This is a genomic window from Pseudomonas sp. GL_139_B, from assembly GCF_057834475.1.
Window position 1 is genome coordinate 4927819 of sequence record NZ_CM174403.1, and the last position, 16472, is coordinate 4944290.

Consider the following 16472-nt stretch of genomic DNA (forward strand, 5'->3'; position numbering starts at 1 on the left):
CGACGAACCTGATGCCATTGCGCCAGCGCCTCGAAAACCTCCCAGTCGGCCAGAAGTTGCTGGCCGCCCTGCTGGTGCTGTTGATCACCATCCTGCTGGTCGCCAATCTGACGTTCATCAGCGCGGCCTATTACATTTCCCAGGAAAGCATGGCGCCACAGGCCTTGCAGACCATTGGCCGACTGGTGTCCAACCCCAGCCTGGTGGCCGATGCCTTAAAGACGCCACAAAATGCCGAACGCCTGCTCAACGAACTCGACAGTTACTCTCCCCTGCGTGCGGCTGCCCTTTATGACGGCAAGGGCGAACGGCTGGCGCAGTTGCAGCATGGCGATAAACTGAGCCTGCCGGGGCACTATCAGCACATCGAAGCCTGGCAAGCGACCGAGTTTCGCAGCAATCAACTGATCACCCTGCCCCGTCCCGGCACAGAGCCCGGCCATTTACTGTTGGTGGCCAGCAGCGAATTGCCAATGGCGTTCTACACCGGCACGCTGACCGCCAGCTTGGGCATTCTGATCTTTAGTGTGCTGTTGTGGCTGGTGATCGCCCAGCAAATCAAACGCCTGATTACCCGACCTATCCATGAGCTCGAAGAGCTGTCCCGGCAAGTGACCCGCGAAGAGAACTATGCGCTGCGAGCCTCCCGTGGCAACCACGACGAAATCGGCAGCCTCGCCGAGGCGTTCAACACCATGCTCTCGCGGATCGAGGCCCGGGAACAGCAACTCAAGCGTGCACGGGACGACTCCCAGGCCGCTTATGACCAGGCCCAAGGCCTGGCCGAAGAAACGCGACATACCAACCGCAAGCTCGAACTCGAAGTCCAGGTGCGCAGCAAGATCGAGAAAAAGCTCACCGGCTTCCAGAACTACCTCAACAGCATTATCGACTCCATGCCGTCGGCGCTGATCGCCCTCGACGAACAGCTTTACGTGACCCAGTGGAATCAAGAGGCCAGCGCCTTGTCCGGCACCCGTCTGGATGAAGCCTTGAATCAGCCGATTTTCCTCGCCTTCGAACCACTGAAGCCGTTTCTGCCGCAACTCAAGCAAACCGTCGAGCAGCACACCGTGGCCAAGATCGAACGGGTAACGTGGTTCAAGGATGATGAGCCCAAACATTACGCCCTGACCTTTTACCCGCTGATGGGCGGCGCCGGACGTGGCGTGGTGATCCGGATCGACGACATTACCCAGCGTCTGTCCCTGGAAGAAATGATGGTGCAGTCGGAAAAAATGCTCTCGGTCGGCGGGCTCGCCGCCGGCATGGCCCACGAAATCAATAACCCGTTGGGCGCGATCCTGCATAACGTCCAGAACATTCGCCGACGCCTGTCACCTGATCTGCCGAAGAACATGGAGCAAGCCGAGCAGATCGGAGTCGAACTGGACACGGTCAACCACTACCTGCAAGTGCGCGAAGTGCCGCAATTGCTCGATGGCATTCAGCAGGCTGGCGCTCGCGCGGCGAAGATTGTCACGCACATGCTCAGCTTCAGCCGCCGAAGCACCCGGCAAATGGCGCCTTGCGATCTGCCCGCATTGATCGATCAAGCGGTGGAAATCGCCGGTAACGACTTCGACCTGGCGATCGGTTTTGACTTCAAGGGCCAGGCGATCATTCGTCAGTTTGATCCGGCCCTGGGCCCGGTGCCCGGCACGGCCAACGAACTGGAACAAGTGCTGCTCAACTTGTTGAAAAACGCGGCCCAGGCCATTCACCAGCGTGAGGACGACAGCGAACCGGGGCGGATTATTCTGCGGACTCGACTGAATCCGCCATGGGCAGAGATCCAGGTCGAGGACAATGGCATCGGCATGAGCGAAAGCGTGCGCAAACGCACGTTCGAGCCGTTTTTCACCACCAAGGAAATTGGCCAGGGCACCGGTCTGGGCCTGTCAGTCTCCTATTTCATCATCACCAACAATCACAAGGGGCAGATGGAAGTGCAGTCGACGCTGGGCCAAGGCACCTGTTTCACCTTGCGCCTGCCCTTGTCGGGCACACCGGTGGCCTCTCAAGAACTCAATCAGCTATCGAGGTAACCCATGGGCTTTCGCTTGTCGAAGATTTACACCCGCACTGGCGACAAAGGCGAAACCGGGCTGGGAGATGGCCGCCGAGTACCCAAGGACCACCCGCGAATAGAAGCCATTGGCGAAGTCGATTCGCTGAACAGTCAGGTCGGCGTACTGCTGGCCGGGCTGGCCGCAGAAAGCGTCACGTATCCGGGGCTGGACGAGGTAATCGAAGTTTTGGCGCCTTGCCAGCACCGCTTGTTCGACTTGGGTGGCGAGCTGGCGATGCCGGTGTATCAGGCGTTGGGCGTGACGGAAATCGAACGCCTGGAAGCGGCGATTGATCAGTGGAATGAAGAGTTGGGGCCACTGGAGAATTTCATTCTGCCGGGTGGTTCAACGCTGATCGCTCAGGCCCATGTATGCAGAAGCCTGGCGCGCAGTGCCGAGCGACGGTGCCAGCAGTTGAATGCGATCGAGCCGTTGGCCGGGGTTGGTTTGGCGTATATCAATCGGTTGTCGGATCTGTTGTTTGTGGTGGCGCGGTTGATTGCCAAGCGACAGGGGGTTGCCGAGATTTTGTGGGAGCCAGCCGCTAAACCTCAGGTTTAATCGGCGCCTGTCAGGACGCCTTCGCGGGCAAGCCCGCTCCCACAGTTGACCGAGTTCTTCCTGAAGAAATCCGATCCCCTGTGGGAGCGAGCTTGCTCGCGATGAGGCCGGCAGCTACACCAAAGAATCAGGCCAGAACGCCCGAATCCCCGCCACACCTTGAGCCCCTGCTTCCCAGGCTAGTTGCCGCTCCGCCGGACCAACACCGCCCAACAGAAACACCGGCTTGCTGAAGCCTTCGATCAACGCTGCAGCCTGCTCCCAACCCAACGGCTGAGCCTCGGGGTGAGTCTGGGTCTTTTGCACCGGCGAGAGGGTCACAAAGTCCACGCCCATCTGCTCGGCCAACGCCAGTTCTTCAGCGTTATGGCAGGAAGCTGCCAACCAGCGCGACGCGGGCAGTGGTCGACCCGCCGCCGCGTATTTACGCAACTGCGCCGAGGTGATGTGCCAACCAGCGGACGGGAAATCTCCTAACCATTCGAACGGTCCCTTGATCATCAGCTGCGCCTTGCCGGCACACAGCCCCGCCGCGTCCACTGCCAGATCGCGGTACTTCGGATCGTAGCCGTTGGGCGCACGTAGCTGGATCAGTTTAATCCCACCGGCGATAGCTTTCTGGATACCGCGTAGCAGCGCCGGGGTTTCCAGGTCTTCGGGAGTAATCAAGTATTCGGCCGGCAAGCGTGCGGCAGCGACGATTGGCTGGTTGGCCGCCGGGAACTCGTAGTTCAACAGATCGCGCGGTGACACCCATTCCAACGGCTGGCCTTCAGCCCCGTGGGGCTCGCCGGTAAAGGCCGAGACTTCCCAGACATCTAGCAACACGTGCTTGTCCGGGTAATCGTGATGAACCTTGATCAACGGACGCGCAGTGCTGACCACAATGCCCAGTTCTTCCTGAAGCTCACGGGTCAGCGCGGTTTCGACGGACTCGTCGCCCTCGACCTTGCCACCGGGAAACTCCCACAAGCCACCCTGGTGCTGAGTATCGGCACGGCGTGCGATGAGGATCTTGCCGCTGTGATCACGAATGACGGCGGCGGCTACATGGACTCGTTTCACTGCCCCACCTCCTCCAGACCTGCTTTCTGCCAGGCCTTGAAAGCCGGCCATTGGTAAATCGTTTCGACATAGGCCTCGTCTGCTGCCGGCAATTTCACCCGATAGGTGCGCAGGCGTACGGCAATCGGCGCGAAGAAAGCATCGGCCAGCGTCGCGCCGCCGAACAGGAAAGGACCGGTGTCGGTCGCCGCCGCGCGGCATTCAGCCCACAACACCAGCATGCGCTGGATGTCGGCCTGAACATCATCAGGTATTGACGATAGCGGCGCATCACGACTCAGGTCGAACGGCATGTTGCCGCGCATGGCAAAGAACCCGGCGTGCATCTGCGCACAGGCCGAACGCGCCTGGGCACGGGCGGCGGTGTCTTTTGGCCAGAGACCGACATTGGGGAATTGCTCGGCCAGGTACTCGGCAATCGCCAGGGAATCGGCGATGGTGCCGTGTTCGGTTTTGAGCAGCGGGACTTTGCCGGTTGGCGAATGCTTGAGCAGACGTTCGCGGGTGTCGGGTTGACCCAGCTTGATCAATTCTTCGGTGTAGGCAGCCCCGGTCAGGTCGAGGGCCAGTGCACCGCGCAGGGACCAGGAGGAAAGCAGTTTGTCGCCGATAATCAGGTGGAGGCTCATGTTCGGGTGCCTTCTTGTCAGGGGAACAAGCCAGAATATCTAGCGTCTGGTCATCCGTCATCGCGGGCAAGCCCGCTCCCACAGTGAACGCGTTGAACACACGCCACTGAACCTGTGGGAGCGGGCTTGCCCGCGATCGGGTCGACTCGGTCTTACGTACGGTACTCGGCGTTGATCTTCACGTATTCGTGGGACAAGTCGGTGGTCCAGATGGTTTCGCTGCAAGCGCCGCGACCCAACTCGATACGGATGGTGATCTCTTCCTGCTGCATCACCGCAGCGCCCTGGGCCTCAGTGTAAGTCGCGGCACGCGCGCCTTGGCTGGCAATGCACACCTCGCCGAGGAACACGTCTATCTTGCTCACGTCCAGGTTCGGTACGCCGGCACGACCGACGGCAGCGAGGATGCGGCCCCAGTTCGGATCGGAGGCGAACAAGGCCGTCTTGATCAACGGCGAGTGTGCCACGGTATAACCAACATCCAGGCATTCCTGGTGATTCCCGCCGCCGTTAACTTCAACAGTGACGAACTTGGTTGCGCCTTCGCCGTCGCGAACGATGGCTTGAGCAACGTCCATGCACACTTCGAACACTGCCTGTTTCAATTTGGCGAACAATTCGCCTTCGGCGCGGGTGATTTCCGGCAAGGCAGCCTGGCCCGTGGCGATCAGCATGCAGCAATCGTTGGTCGAGGTATCGCCGTCGATGGTGATGCGATTGAACGACTTGTTGGCACCGTCCAGCAGCAGGTTTTGCAGCACGTCACGGGAGACTTTGGCGTCGGTAGCGATGTATCCGAGCATGGTCGCCATGTTCGGACGGATCATGCCTGCGCCTTTGCTGATGCCGGTGACAGTGATGGTCACACCGTCATGCTGGAACTGACGGCTCGCGCCCTTGGGCAGGGTATCGGTGGTCATGATGCCGGTAGCGGCAGCTTCCCAGTTGTGGATCGACAGGTCGTCGAGGGCCGCTTGCAGCGCGCCTTCGATTTTCTCGACCGGCAGCGGTTCGCCGATCACACCGGTGGAGTACGGCAGCACCAGGCTGGCATCAACGCCCGTCAGCTCAGCCAGTTTGGCGCACGTGCGCTCAGCGGCGGCCAGGCCGGGTTCGCCGGTGCCGGCGTTGGCATTGCCGGTGTTGGTCAGCAGGTAACGCACCGGGCCCTGCACGCGTTGCTTGGCGAGGATCACGGGCGCGGCGCAAAAGGCGTTGAGCGTGAAGACGCCTGCGACCGTGGAGCCTTCGGCGCAGCGCATGACCACAACATCCTTGCGCCCCGGGCGCTTGATGCCAGCCGAGGCGATACCGAGTTCAAAACCGGCAACCGGGTGCAACGTTGGCAAAGGACCAAGACCAACAGCCATGAATGCGCTCCTTAAAAATGTAGTCATCACCGTCATGCAATTAGCGGTGGTGTTAAATGGCAAAACGCCGCGACGGCTGATGCCGGTCGCGGCGCGGGTATTTCAGCGTTTGAAACGGGGTTTACTGGATCTGCCCGTGGCAATGCTTGAATTTCTTGCCCGAACCGCAGTAGCACAGTTCGTTACGGCCCAGCTTCTGCTCGTTGCGAACCGGTGCTACGGCGAGGGCGACATCAATCTCTTCGCCCAACGGTTCCACTTGCTCAAGGCCCGGTGCTTCTTCGTGATGGAACTGCATGCGTGCAGCCAGCGCTTCGGCTTCCTGACGCAGGCGTTGCTCTTCGGCTTCCGGATCTTCGCGGCGAACCTGAACGTGGGACAGCACGCGGATCGAGTCGCGCTTGATCGAATCCAGCAACTCGGAGAACAGCGTGAACGACTCGCGCTTGTACTCTTGCTTTGGGTTCTTCTGCGCATAGCCACGCAAGTGGATGCCGTGACGCAGGTGATCCATGGTCGACAGGTGGTCTTTCCACAGGTCGTCCAGAACACGCAGTACGATTTGCTTCTCGAAGCTGCGCAGCGCCTCGGCGCCCGCTTGGTCTTCTTTCTCGTTGTACGCCGCAATCAGCTCTTGCATCAGCTTCTCGCGCAGGGTTTCTTCGTACAGGTGATCGTCTTCGTCGAGCCATTGCTGGATCGGCAGCGCCACACCGAAATCGCTCTGCAATGCAGCTTCCAGACCCGCCACGTCCCACTGCTCAGGCAGCGACTGTGGAGGAATGTGTGCACTGACGGTGGCGTTGAGCACGTCCTGACGGAAATCGGCGATGGTTTCACCAATGTTGTCAGCGGCCAGCAACGTGTTACGCATGTGATAAATCACTTTACGCTGTTCGTTGTTGACGTCGTCGAACTCAAGCAGTTGCTTACGAATGTCGAAGTTACGACCTTCAACCTTGCGCTGAGCCTTTTCAATGGCATTGGTCACCATGCGGTGCTCAATCGCCTCGCCTGGCTGCATGCCCAGGGCCTTCATGAAGTTCTTCACCCGATCAGAGGCGAAGATGCGCATCAGGCTGTCTTCCAGCGACAGGTAGAAGCGGCTGGAACCGGCGTCGCCCTGGCGACCGGCACGACCACGCAGTTGGTTGTCGATACGGCGCGATTCATGACGCTCGGAAGCAATCACCTGCAAGCCGCCCGATTCGAGCACCTGCTGGTGACGCTTCTGCCAGTCAGCCTTGATCTGGGCAATCTGCTCTGGCGTTGGATCTTCCAGGGATGCCACTTCCACTTCCCAGTTACCGCCCAACAGGATGTCGGTACCACGACCGGCCATGTTGGTAGCGATGGTCAGTGCGCCTGGGCGACCGGCCTGGGCAATGATCTCGGCTTCTTTTTCGTGGAACTTGGCGTTCAGAACCTTGTGTTCGATGCCTTCTTCCACGAGCAGTCGGGACATGTGCTCGGAGGTTTCGATGGTCGCGGTACCCACCAGCACCGGACGACCCGCCGCCATGCTTTCCTTGATGTCAGCCACGATAGCCGTGTACTTCTCGTCGGCCGTCAGGAACACCAGGTCATTGTAGTCTTTACGTGCCAGCGGCTTGTTCGGCGGAATGACCATGACCTGCAGGCCATAGATCTGATGGAACTCGAACGCCTCGGTGTCAGCCGTACCGGTCATGCCGGACAGTTTGTTGTACAGCCGGAAGTAGTTCTGGAACGTGGTCGATGCCAGGGTCTGGCTTTCGGCCTGAATGTTCAGGTTTTCCTTGGCTTCGATGGCCTGGTGCAGGCCTTCGGACAAACGACGCCCCGGCATGGTACGACCGGTGTGTTCGTCGACCAGGACAACCTGGCCGTCCTGCACGATGTACTCGACGTTGCGGTGGAACAGTTTGTGCGCGCGCAGACCGGAATAAACGTGAGTCAGCAGGCCCAGGTTGTGTGCCGAATACAGGCTTTCACCCTCAGCCAGCAGGCCGATGCGGGTGAGCGTTTCTTCGACGTACTGGTGACCGGCTTCGTTGAGTTCGACCTGACGGGTCTTCTCATCAACGGTGTAGTGGCCGGCCTTGGTGACTTCGCCTTCCACTTCTTCGATGTGCAACTCCAGCTGCGGGATCAGTTTGTTGATCTCGATGTACAGCTTGGAGCTGTCCTCGGCCTGACCGGAAATGATCAGCGGAGTACGGGCTTCGTCGATGAGGATGGAGTCGACTTCGTCGATCACGGCAAAATTGAGTTCACGCTGGAATTTTTCTTCCATGCTGAACGCCATGTTGTCGCGCAGGTAATCGAAACCGAATTCGTTGTTGGTGCCGTAAGTAATGTCGGCGGCGTAAGCCAGACGTTTCTCTTCCGGCGGCTGGAAAGGCGTGACGACGCCGACCGTCAGGCCGAGGAATTCGTAGAGCGGACGCATCCAGTTGGCGTCACGGCGGGCCAGGTAGTCGTTCACTGTCACAACGTGCACGCCCTTGCCGGACAGTGCGTTTAGGTAAACGCCCAGTGTTGCCACCAGGGTCTTGCCTTCACCGGTACGCATTTCCGCGATCATGCCTTCATGCAAGGTCATGCCGCCGATCAACTGGACATCGAAGTGGCGCATACCCATGACGCGCTTGCCGGCTTCGCGGGCGACCGCAAAGGCTTCTGGCAGCAGCTTGTCGAGGGATTCCCCTTTGGCGATGCGGGCCTTGAACTCGTCAGTCTTGGCACGCAATTGATCGTCCGAAAGGGCCACCATTTGCTCTTCGAAGGCATTGACGAATTGCACCGTCTTGAGCATGCGTTTGACTTCACGCTCGTTCTTGCTTCCAAAAAGTTTCTTTAACAAAGGCGCAAACATATCGGCAGGATCTTCCACACTAAAGGGATGGAGGGCGGCCCCGTGAGTCGCCCGTGCAGCCCTCATGGCCGCATGCGAACGAGCATTCTACCCGGAAACGATGGTGAGGAAAGTGGCGTTATTCCACGATGCATGCACTGCGCTGTAACGGGGCTCACTTAAAATAAGGGCTTTTTGCTGAACTTCAAGCCATTCGCGGCAGAAGTTACTTGTTGATTTAATGGGTAAAGCGCGCGCAAAGCAATGGGTCAGGTGCACGTGGTGCTTTCTGCTACCATGGCGGCTCTGTTACTTCAGGTGTCTGATCATGGCATTTCGCCCCCTTACGGCCAGAGCACCCGCCGTTCTGCTTCGCGAAGCCAAGCCGCTGAAAGCTATATTTGGCCACGCTCAACGCCTGGGTCATTTACAACGTCTGCTCGAAAGCCAGTTGCAGCCCGCCGCTCGCGAACATTGCCATGTGGCGTCGTGGCGCGAAGGCAGTTTGTTGCTGATCGTCACCGACGGACATTGGGCGACCCGCCTGCGTTATCAGCAAAAACGTCTACAGCGCCAGCTACAGATGTTTGACGAGTTCGCCAGTTTGACGCGGATTTTGTTCAAGGTTCAGCCGCCGACCGTGCAGCAAGGGGCCGCGGGACATACCATCAGTTTGTCGACGGATGCGGGCGCGACCATACAGGCGACAGCAGACGGGATCAGCGATCCGAATCTGCGGGCCGCGCTGGAGCGCCTGGCGGCCCACGCCAAACCCAAAACCTGACACAGATCCTCATGTAGGAGCAGGCTCGCTCCCACAGGGTCTACAGTGTTCGCTGGTTATCGGCTTTTTTTGCCACCGAGCAACGAGCCCATCAACCCGCGTACCAACTGTCGGCCCAATTGATTGGCCGCCTGTCGCATGGCCGACTTTAATGCCTGACCGGCTGCCGTCCCGAGGAACTCCCCGGCCTGGTCGGTAAAACTTGGCTCTTCGGGTGCAGGCTTGACTGGCGCTGCATCGGGATCGGGGGCCAGCCCCTTGCGCCCCATCAGCACTTCATAAGCCGATTCTCGATCAATCGGTTTGTCATATCGCCCCTGCAATGGCGAACTGGCGATCAGTGCCGCACGTTCGGCCTCGCTCAGCGGTCCGATCCGCGATTGCGGCGGCGCGATCAACACGCGCTGGACCATCTCCGGCGTGCCTTTATCGGCCAACGTACCGACCAATGCCTCGCCAATCCCCAATTCGGTCAATACCGACAAGGCATCGAACGCCGGGTTCGGTCGGAAACCCTCGGCCACGGCGCGCAAGGACTTCTGTTCCTTGGCGGTGAACGCGCGCAAACCGTGCTGGATGCGTAAACCCAACTGAGCCAGCACGTCATCCGGCAAGTCACCCGGCGATTGGGTGACGAAATACACGCCCACGCCTTTAGAACGAATCAGCCGCACCACCTGCTCCAATCGCTCCTGCAACGCCTTGGGTGTACCGGCGAACAACAAATGCGCTTCGTCGAAAAACAACGCCAGCAGCGGTTTGTCCGCATCACCGCGCTCCGGCAACTGCTCGAACAGCTCAGCGAGCAGCCAGAGCAGGAACGTCGCGTAGACCTTCGGTGCTTCGTGAACCAGACGACTGGCATCGAGCAAGTGAATGCGCCCGCGACCGTCAGCGGTTGGCTGCAGGATGTCTTCCAGTTGCAGCGCCGGTTCACCGAACAGCGCTTCGGCGCCTTGTTGCTCCAGCGTTGCCAGACGCCGCAACAGCGCCTGACTTGAGCCGGTAGTCATCAACGCGGCGTCATCCCCGAGCAATTGCGGGTTGTCACGCAGGTGATTGAGCAACGCCTTCAGATCCTTGAGATCCAGCAGCAACAGTCCTTCGCGATCCGCCACCTTGAACGCCGCATACAGCGCCGACTGCTGGCTGTCGGTCAGTTCCAACAGACTACCCAGCAGTAGCGGGCCCATTTCACTCAAGGTAGTGCGCAATGGATGACCAGACTGGCCATGAATGTCCCACAGAGTCACCGGATACGCCTGCGGCTTGTGGTTTAGCCACGGCATCCCGGCGATGCGCTCGGCGATCTTGCCTTGCGGGTTGCCGGCGGCACCGAGACCACACAGGTCGCCCTTGATGTCGGCGGCAAACACCGCCACGCCCGCGTCGCTGAAGGCTTCGGCCATGCGCTGCAACGTGACGGTTTTACCCGTCCCGGTAGCGCCTGCGACCAGACCGTGACGGTTGGCCAGACGCATGGCCTGGGCGATGGGCTGGCCGGCAAGGTCGGCGCCGAGAACGAGTTGCAATGAGTCAGGCATTTTGTCACCCATGGTTAATCTTTGATCCGGCGCGGCCGATACAAAAACCGAGACTGCACAGAAATCAGCGTCGGTAATTCCCTAAGGAAAGAACGGAAATATCAGCTTACTTACAACATTGCCCACTTTGCGTGCCTTTATAAAAGCACGCCCAGGACATTAAGACCTTAGCGGAACCCCAAGCCATGAACAAAAACCTGCGCTTCAGCCATAAGATTTTGCTTGCCGCCGCGCTCATTGTTATTGCCGCATTCGCCTCCTTCACGCTGTACAACGACTATTTACAGCGCAATGCCATCCGCAAAGACCTCGACAATTACCTCAGTGAGATGGGTGACGTCACCGCCAATAACATCCAGACCTGGTTGAACGGCCGAATCCTGCTGATCGACAACCTCGCCCAAAACATCGCCATCAACCCTGAACCGTCTACGGTCGCCAGCCTGCTTGAGCAGAAAGCCCTGACGTCGACCTTCATGGCGTCCTACCTGGGTGATGCCACCGGTAGCTTTACTATTCGCCCGGACGCCAAGATGCCCGCCGGCTTCGACCCACGGGTTCGTCCTTGGTACAAAGGTGCGCAAAGCAGCAGCACCGCGACCCTGACCGAACCGTACATCGACGCGGCCACCGGCCAGACCATCATTTCCATTGCCACCGCCTCAAGGAGTGCCGGACAAAGCGTCGGCGTGGTGGGCGGTGACTTGAGCCTGCAAACCCTGATCGACACCCTCAGCGGTCGTGACTTCAACGGCATGGGGTATGCCTTTCTGGTCAGTGCTGACGGCAAAATCCTGGTTCACCCGGACAAAGCCCTGGTGATGAAGTCCCTGAACGAGGCGTACCCGAAAAATACCCCGCGCATCAGCAGCGCCTACAGTGAAGTGGAGGTCGACGGCAAGACCCGCATCGTCACCTTCACCGCGATCAAAGGACTGCCGTCGGTCAACTGGTACATCGGTTTGTCGGTGGACAAGGACAAAGCCTTCTCGATGCTCAGCGATTTCCGCGCTTCGGCGGTCGTCGCGACGATTATTGCCGTGGCGATCATCATCGCGCTGTTGGGCATGTTGATCCGCATCCTGATCCAGCCGCTGCACGTCATGACCCGCGCCATGGCCGACATTGCCGACGGTGAAGGCGATTTGACCAAGCGACTGACCATCCTGAGCAACGATGAGTTCGGTATTCTCGGTACGGCGTTCAACCGCTTTGTGGAACGTATTCACACCTCGATTCGCGAAGTGTCCTCGGCCACCGGGCAAGTCAACGAAGTGGCGCTGCGTGTCGTGGCCGCCTCGAACTCCTCGATGTTCAACTCCGACCAGCAGGCCACGCGCACCAGCAGCGTTGCCGCTGCGATCAATCAACTCGGGGCCGCCACTCAGGAAATCGCCCGTAATGCCGCGCAAGCGTCGAGCCAGGCCAGTGATGCCCGCAGCCTGGCCGAAGAGGGTCAGCAAGTGGTGGATCGCAGCATTGTCGCGATGAATCAGCTGTCGAGCATGCTCAGCGCATCGAGCACCAACATCGAATCGTTGAACAGCAAAACCGTGAACATCGGGCAGATTCTGGAAGTGATCACCAGCATTTCCCAACAAACCAACCTGCTGGCACTCAACGCAGCCATCGAAGCGGCCCGCGCCGGTGAAGCCGGTCGCGGCTTCGCGGTGGTGGCGGACGAAGTGCGCAACCTGGCGCACCGCACGCAGGAATCGGCGCAACAGGTGCAGACCATGATAGAGGAGCTGCAAGTCGGCGCCCGCGAATCTGTCAGCACCATGAGCGACAGCCAGCGCCACAGTCAGGACAGCGTGGAAATCGCCAACCTGGCGGGGGAGCGGTTGAACAGCGTGACGTTACGCATCGGAGAAATCGACGGGATGAACCAGTCGGTGGCGACGGCGACCGAAGAGCAGACCGCCGTAGTGGAATCGATCAACGTCGACATCACCGAGATCAATACGCTGAACCAGGAAGGCGTTGAAAACCTGCAATCGACCTTGCGCGCGTGCTCCGATCTGGAGCAGCAGGCTTCGCGTCTTAAGCAGTTGGTAGGCAGTTTCCGTATCTAGCGTCTGTTCTGGCCCCTTCGCGGGCAAGCCCGCTTCTACAGGTTTTTGTACTAACCCTGTGGGAGCGAGCCTGCTCGCGATAGCGGTCTATCAAACACCGGGCTGTGCCGGGCGGCGGAGATGAAATTCAAGCGGGCTTGATCATGTCTTCACGGTCTTGCTGTAACTGCTCCCACAACTCGGCAGCACCGGGAAACTCCGTGCCGTCGTCGGGACTCATGTCATCCGGGTCATAGCGACTCAAACAGCCCTCGCCCACTGTTGCCGGTGCTTTAGAAGTGGCTTTGTCGAGTGGATCGGCCATGTTCAATATCCTCAGTGCAGAAACGGCGAAGGGCCTGAAGCGATTGAACGCCCAGGCCCTTCGGATTTCAACTGCATTGCGGTGTTATCAGAACACGACCGTCTTGTTGCCGTGGACCAACACCCGGTCTTCCAGGTGATAACGTAGGCCGCGTGCCAACACCATCTTCTCGACATCACGGCCGAAACGCACCATGTCTTCAATGCTGTCACTGTGGCTGACACGCACCACGTCCTGCTCGATGATCGGGCCGGCGTCCAGTTCTTCAGTCACGTAGTGGCAGGTTGCACCGATCAACTTCACACCCCGCATGGAAGCCTGGTGATACGGCTTGGCACCGACGAACGACGGCAGGAAGCTGTGGTGAATGTTGATGACCTTATGCGCATATTCGCTGCACAACGCCGGCGGCAGGATTTGCATGTAGCGGGCAAGCACGACCACTTCAGCATCGTGCTGTTTGACCAGACGCGAAACTTCGGCAAACGCCGGCTCTTTGTCCTGTGGATTGACCGGCACATGGTAGTAAGGAATGCCGTGCCACTCGACCATGCTGCGCAAGTCGTCATGGTTGGAAATCACGCAGGAGATTTCGCAATCCAGTTCATCGCTATGCCAGCGGTGCAGCAAGTCGGCCAGACAGTGAGACTCGCGGCTGGCCATTAACACCACGCGTTTCTTCTGCGCGGTATCGGTGATGCGCCAGTCCATCGAGAACTCTTTGGCAATCGGCGCAAAGGCTTCGCGAAAGGCTTCGATACCGAAAGGCAGCGAGTCGGCACGAATTTCGTGACGCATGAAGAACCAGCCACTGAGATTGTCCGAGTGATGGCTCGCTTCGGTGATCCAGCCGTTATGTGACGCCAGAAAGTTACTGACTTTAGCAACAATACCGACGCGGTCCGGACAAGCAATCACCAGCCGAAAAGTGCGCATGAGGGAAAACTCCAGAACTTCGCAAAGGCCGCCATTCTAGCGATTGCGCAGCAAAACTACAGTATTGATGACTGATTGCCCTGCACAGCGGTCGTGGACCCGACTCTGAAAGCAGGCGTTCCCCGCGCGGTGGTGATCTTTTGGTCGATATCAAGAGTCAAATTGTGAATAGCTGTGATGTTTGCTGACACTATTTAACGACCTATTCAATTTCCACCCTGTTCATCACAAGTAATTTAATTAAAACGTCGGTTAAATGTTTACTTGATGAAACACCCTGACTATTATTGCCCCACTGTCACCTGCCATCCAGCCTCCAACATAAGGTAGTCCTCATGTCCTTGATCAACGAATACCGTGCCACCGAAGAAGCTATCAAAGAGCTGCAAGCCCGTTTGAAAAACCTGTCCCAAGACGACAAACTGCAAACTGAGCTGGAATTCGAAGGCAAACTGCGCACCCTGATGGGCGAATACTCCAAGTCCCTGCGTGACATCATCGCGCTGCTGGATCCAGAGTCCAAATCCAAAGCACCACGCGGCGGCGCAGTAAAAACTACTGGCACCAAGCGCGCTCGTAAAGTTAAACAATACAAAAACCCGCACAACGGCGAAGTCATCGAAACCAAAGGTGGCAACCACAAAACGCTGAAAGAGTGGAAAGCCAAGTGGGGCGGCGACGTGGTTGAAGGCTGGGCTACTCTGCTGGGCTAAGCCGCAGAGCTTGTCGCAGACGAATCCATGACAAAAAAGAACGCCAGCGAATGCTGGCGTTTTTTTATGCTCGTGCTGGAAGCATGACTGTTTTCGTTTTCAAAGATTCAAACGTGTTCGTAATGCATCGACATAATTTTGCCATTCATTCAGCACTGTACGCTGCAACGGTGTAGCAGTTTCGTTCAATTGGGCCGCGGCTTCTGCAAACGAATCCAGGGTATGGGGTGCCCCCCACTCGGGTGCTGACAAACGTTTCTGACAGAATAATCGCCAGCGCTCTTGCTCCTCGGAATTCAACGTATCGGGGAAGTTACGTGCGCGATATCGAAACAATAATTCAGGTAAACGTTCGTCATCGAAAGGCCATTGTTCTTGTGCTAGTTGCACAGGGTCCGCGGCTCTGACTTGCTCGCATAGACGACGATCCCGGTCACCGATAAAACCATCGTATAACTGTTGTTCGGGATCCTGGCTTGGCGTGAAATCTTCGCTGCTATAAATCGCCTGCACTTTATCTCGCCAAACTTGTTGTGCGTCGATTAGCCGCAGCGATCGCTCCTGATAAAGCGCCATGTCCAGCCCCAGGCGTTTCTGGTCGTCGGGACGAAGTACCGACAAGGGTGCGACCACCGGGCACTTGTTGATGTGAATGAGTTTAAGCGGCACGGGCAGTTCGCCTTCGGCCAGATCATCGCGACGGGTGTACAGCCGCTGTCGCAAGGTCTCGGCATCCAGATCCAGCAAACCCTGGGGATCCAGGTGCAGGTCGCAGACAATCAATGCATTCTTGTTACGCGGGTGCCAGGCCAGTGGCAGCACCACACCGACATAGCTGCGGGCCGCCGAAAACCGCCCGGAAATATGCACCATCGGTTGCAACAGGCGAATCTGGTCCATCACCTTTTGCTTACTGCGCAACTTGAATAGCCAGTCATACAACTTCGGCTGTTTTTCACGAATCAGACGCGCCAGCGCGATGGTGGCGCGCACGTCGGATAGCGCTTCGTGGGCGTTTCCGTGATCAATGCCGTTAGCGGCGCTCAGACGTTCAAGTTTGAGCGTCACTCGGCCCTCGTCGTCCGTGGGCCAGACGAGCCCATCAGGACGCAAGGCATACGCTGCACGCACCACATCGATCAGGTCCCAGCGACTGTTCCCCCCCTGCCACTCGCGTGCATATGGATCGAAAAAGTTTCGATACAGACTGTAACGGGTCATCTCGTCGTCAAAACGCAGCGTGTTGTAACCCGCACCGCACGTGCCAGGCGCCGCCAACTGGGCATGCACACGTGTCATGAAATCTGCTTCGCTCAAGCCTTGCTCCGCCAGTCGACCTGGCGTTATTCCGGTGATGGCGCACGCCGCCGGGTGCGGCAGGATGTCATCACTGGGCTGGCAGTAAAGATTGACCGGTTCGTCTATTTCATTGAGATCGAAGTCGGTGCGAATCCCCGCGACTTGCAGCGGACGGTCGCATCGGGGGCTGATGCCAGTGGTTTCATAGTCGTACCAGAAGATCGAGGTCACGGGTTGTTCCTGAACTGAAGATCGACGAAGTCTAGGCGCTCACATCCCGCCCC

13 protein-coding genes and 1 pseudogene are annotated in these 16472 nt (G+C 58.5%); 6 read left to right on the forward strand and 8 right to left on the reverse strand.

Going from position 1 to position 16472, the window contains the following annotated elements:
- Window positions 1-11: 11 nt before the first annotated feature.
- The gene (locus AC3ISI_RS22590; RefSeq protein WP_489333871.1) at window positions 12-2048 is read left to right on the forward strand and encodes a sensor histidine kinase; all 2037 of its coding nucleotides are present in this window, start codon (window positions 12-14) and stop codon (window positions 2046-2048) included.
- Between the two features lie 3 nt (window positions 2049-2051).
- The gene (locus tag AC3ISI_RS22595) at window positions 2052-2633 is read left to right on the forward strand and encodes a cob(I)yrinic acid a,c-diamide adenosyltransferase (RefSeq protein WP_489333872.1); all 582 of its coding nucleotides are present in this window, start codon (window positions 2052-2054) and stop codon (window positions 2631-2633) included.
- Between the two features lie 114 nt (window positions 2634-2747).
- On the opposite strand, the gene AC3ISI_RS22600 is transcribed toward AC3ISI_RS22595, so the two are convergent.
- From AC3ISI_RS22600 to secA, 4 genes are all read right to left on the reverse strand, one after another.
- Window positions 2748-3698, reverse strand: coding sequence for a Nudix family hydrolase (locus AC3ISI_RS22600; protein ID WP_489333873.1), 951 nt, complete (start codon window positions 3696-3698; stop codon window positions 2748-2750).
- Window positions 3695-4327, reverse strand: a complete 633-nt coding sequence (locus AC3ISI_RS22605) for a glutathione S-transferase family protein (protein WP_489333875.1) — start codon at window positions 4325-4327, stop codon at window positions 3695-3697. Before AC3ISI_RS22605 ends, AC3ISI_RS22600 begins: the two co-directional genes overlap by 4 nt.
- A gap of 152 nt (window positions 4328-4479) precedes the next feature.
- Complete coding sequence (argJ, locus tag AC3ISI_RS22610) at window positions 4480-5697, reverse strand: bifunctional glutamate N-acetyltransferase/amino-acid acetyltransferase ArgJ (protein WP_007945862.1); 1218 nt, start codon at window positions 5695-5697, stop codon at window positions 4480-4482.
- A 121-nt stretch (window positions 5698-5818) separates the two neighbouring features.
- Window positions 5819-8554: a preprotein translocase subunit SecA gene (gene secA / locus AC3ISI_RS22615; protein WP_489333876.1), complete on the reverse strand. Its 2736-nt coding sequence runs from the start codon at window positions 8552-8554 to the stop codon at window positions 5819-5821.
- A gap of 307 nt (window positions 8555-8861) precedes the next feature.
- Between secA and AC3ISI_RS22620 the strand changes: the two genes are divergently transcribed.
- Entirely contained in the window at window positions 8862-9317 is a 456-nt protein-coding gene (locus AC3ISI_RS22620; protein WP_008147416.1) for a DUF721 domain-containing protein, read from the forward strand.
- A 56-nt stretch (window positions 9318-9373) separates the two neighbouring features.
- Here AC3ISI_RS22620 and AC3ISI_RS22625 read toward each other — a convergent pair whose 3' ends face one another.
- Window positions 9374-10861 carry a helicase HerA-like domain-containing protein gene (locus tag AC3ISI_RS22625; protein ID WP_489333877.1) on the reverse strand — a complete coding sequence of 496 codons (1488 nt, stop codon included), beginning with the start codon at window positions 10859-10861 and terminating at the stop codon, window positions 9374-9376.
- 185 nt (window positions 10862-11046) lie between these two features.
- On the opposite strand from AC3ISI_RS22625, the pseudogene AC3ISI_RS22630 reads away from it, so the two are divergent.
- Together AC3ISI_RS22630 and AC3ISI_RS22635 are read left to right on the forward strand one after the other, a co-directional pair.
- Window positions 11047-12078 (forward strand): annotated as a pseudogene (locus AC3ISI_RS22630) (HAMP domain-containing protein); the annotation flags it as partial.
- Between the two features lie 93 nt (window positions 12079-12171).
- Entirely contained in the window at window positions 12172-12936 is a 765-nt protein-coding gene (locus AC3ISI_RS22635; protein WP_489337771.1) for a methyl-accepting chemotaxis protein, read from the forward strand.
- A 127-nt stretch (window positions 12937-13063) separates the two neighbouring features.
- Here AC3ISI_RS22635 and AC3ISI_RS22640 read toward each other — a convergent pair whose 3' ends face one another.
- Complete coding sequence (locus AC3ISI_RS22640) at window positions 13064-13240, reverse strand: hypothetical protein (protein WP_489333878.1); 177 nt, start codon at window positions 13238-13240, stop codon at window positions 13064-13066.
- A gap of 87 nt (window positions 13241-13327) precedes the next feature.
- Complete coding sequence (gene purU, locus AC3ISI_RS22645) at window positions 13328-14176, reverse strand: formyltetrahydrofolate deformylase (protein ID WP_007945871.1); 849 nt, start codon at window positions 14174-14176, stop codon at window positions 13328-13330.
- Window positions 14177-14511: 335 nt separating this feature from the next.
- On the opposite strand from purU, the gene mvaT reads away from it, so the two are divergent.
- On the forward strand, window positions 14512-14889 hold the full coding sequence (gene mvaT / locus AC3ISI_RS22650; RefSeq protein ID WP_007945872.1) for a histone-like nucleoid-structuring protein MvaT: 378 nt from the start codon (window positions 14512-14514) through the stop codon (window positions 14887-14889).
- 99 nt (window positions 14890-14988) lie between these two features.
- On the opposite strand, the gene sbcB is transcribed toward mvaT, so the two are convergent.
- Entirely contained in the window at window positions 14989-16419 is a 1431-nt protein-coding gene (gene sbcB, locus AC3ISI_RS22655; protein WP_489333879.1) for an exodeoxyribonuclease I, read from the reverse strand.
- Window positions 16420-16472 lie beyond the last annotated feature (53 nt).

Excerpts from the sequence above, each read along its gene's own strand:
- AC3ISI_RS22590 (WP_489333871.1), top strand. The coding sequence starts at position 12 with ATGCCATTGCGCCAGCGCCTCGAAAACCTCCCAGTCGGCCAGAAGTTG.
- AC3ISI_RS22595 (WP_489333872.1), top strand. The coding sequence starts at position 2,052 with ATGGGCTTTCGCTTGTCGAAGATTTACACCCGCACTGGCGACAAAGGC.
- AC3ISI_RS22605 (WP_489333875.1), bottom strand. The coding sequence starts at position 4,327 with ATGAGCCTCCACCTGATTATCGGCGACAAACTGCTTTCCTCCTGGTCC.
- argJ (WP_007945862.1), bottom strand. The coding sequence starts at position 5,697 with ATGGCTGTTGGTCTTGGTCCTTTGCCAACGTTGCACCCGGTTGCCGGT.
- secA (WP_489333876.1), bottom strand. The coding sequence starts at position 8,554 with ATGTTTGCGCCTTTGTTAAAGAAACTTTTTGGAAGCAAGAACGAGCGT.
- AC3ISI_RS22620 (WP_008147416.1), top strand. The coding sequence starts at position 8,862 with ATGGCATTTCGCCCCCTTACGGCCAGAGCACCCGCCGTTCTGCTTCGC.
- AC3ISI_RS22625 (WP_489333877.1), bottom strand. The coding sequence starts at position 10,861 with ATGCCTGACTCATTGCAACTCGTTCTCGGCGCCGACCTTGCCGGCCAG.
- AC3ISI_RS22635 (WP_489337771.1), top strand. The coding sequence starts at position 12,172 with ATGTTCAACTCCGACCAGCAGGCCACGCGCACCAGCAGCGTTGCCGCT.
- AC3ISI_RS22640 (WP_489333878.1), bottom strand. The coding sequence starts at position 13,240 with ATGGCCGATCCACTCGACAAAGCCACTTCTAAAGCACCGGCAACAGTG.
- purU (WP_007945871.1), bottom strand. The coding sequence starts at position 14,176 with ATGCGCACTTTTCGGCTGGTGATTGCTTGTCCGGACCGCGTCGGTATT.
- mvaT (WP_007945872.1), top strand. The coding sequence starts at position 14,512 with ATGTCCTTGATCAACGAATACCGTGCCACCGAAGAAGCTATCAAAGAG.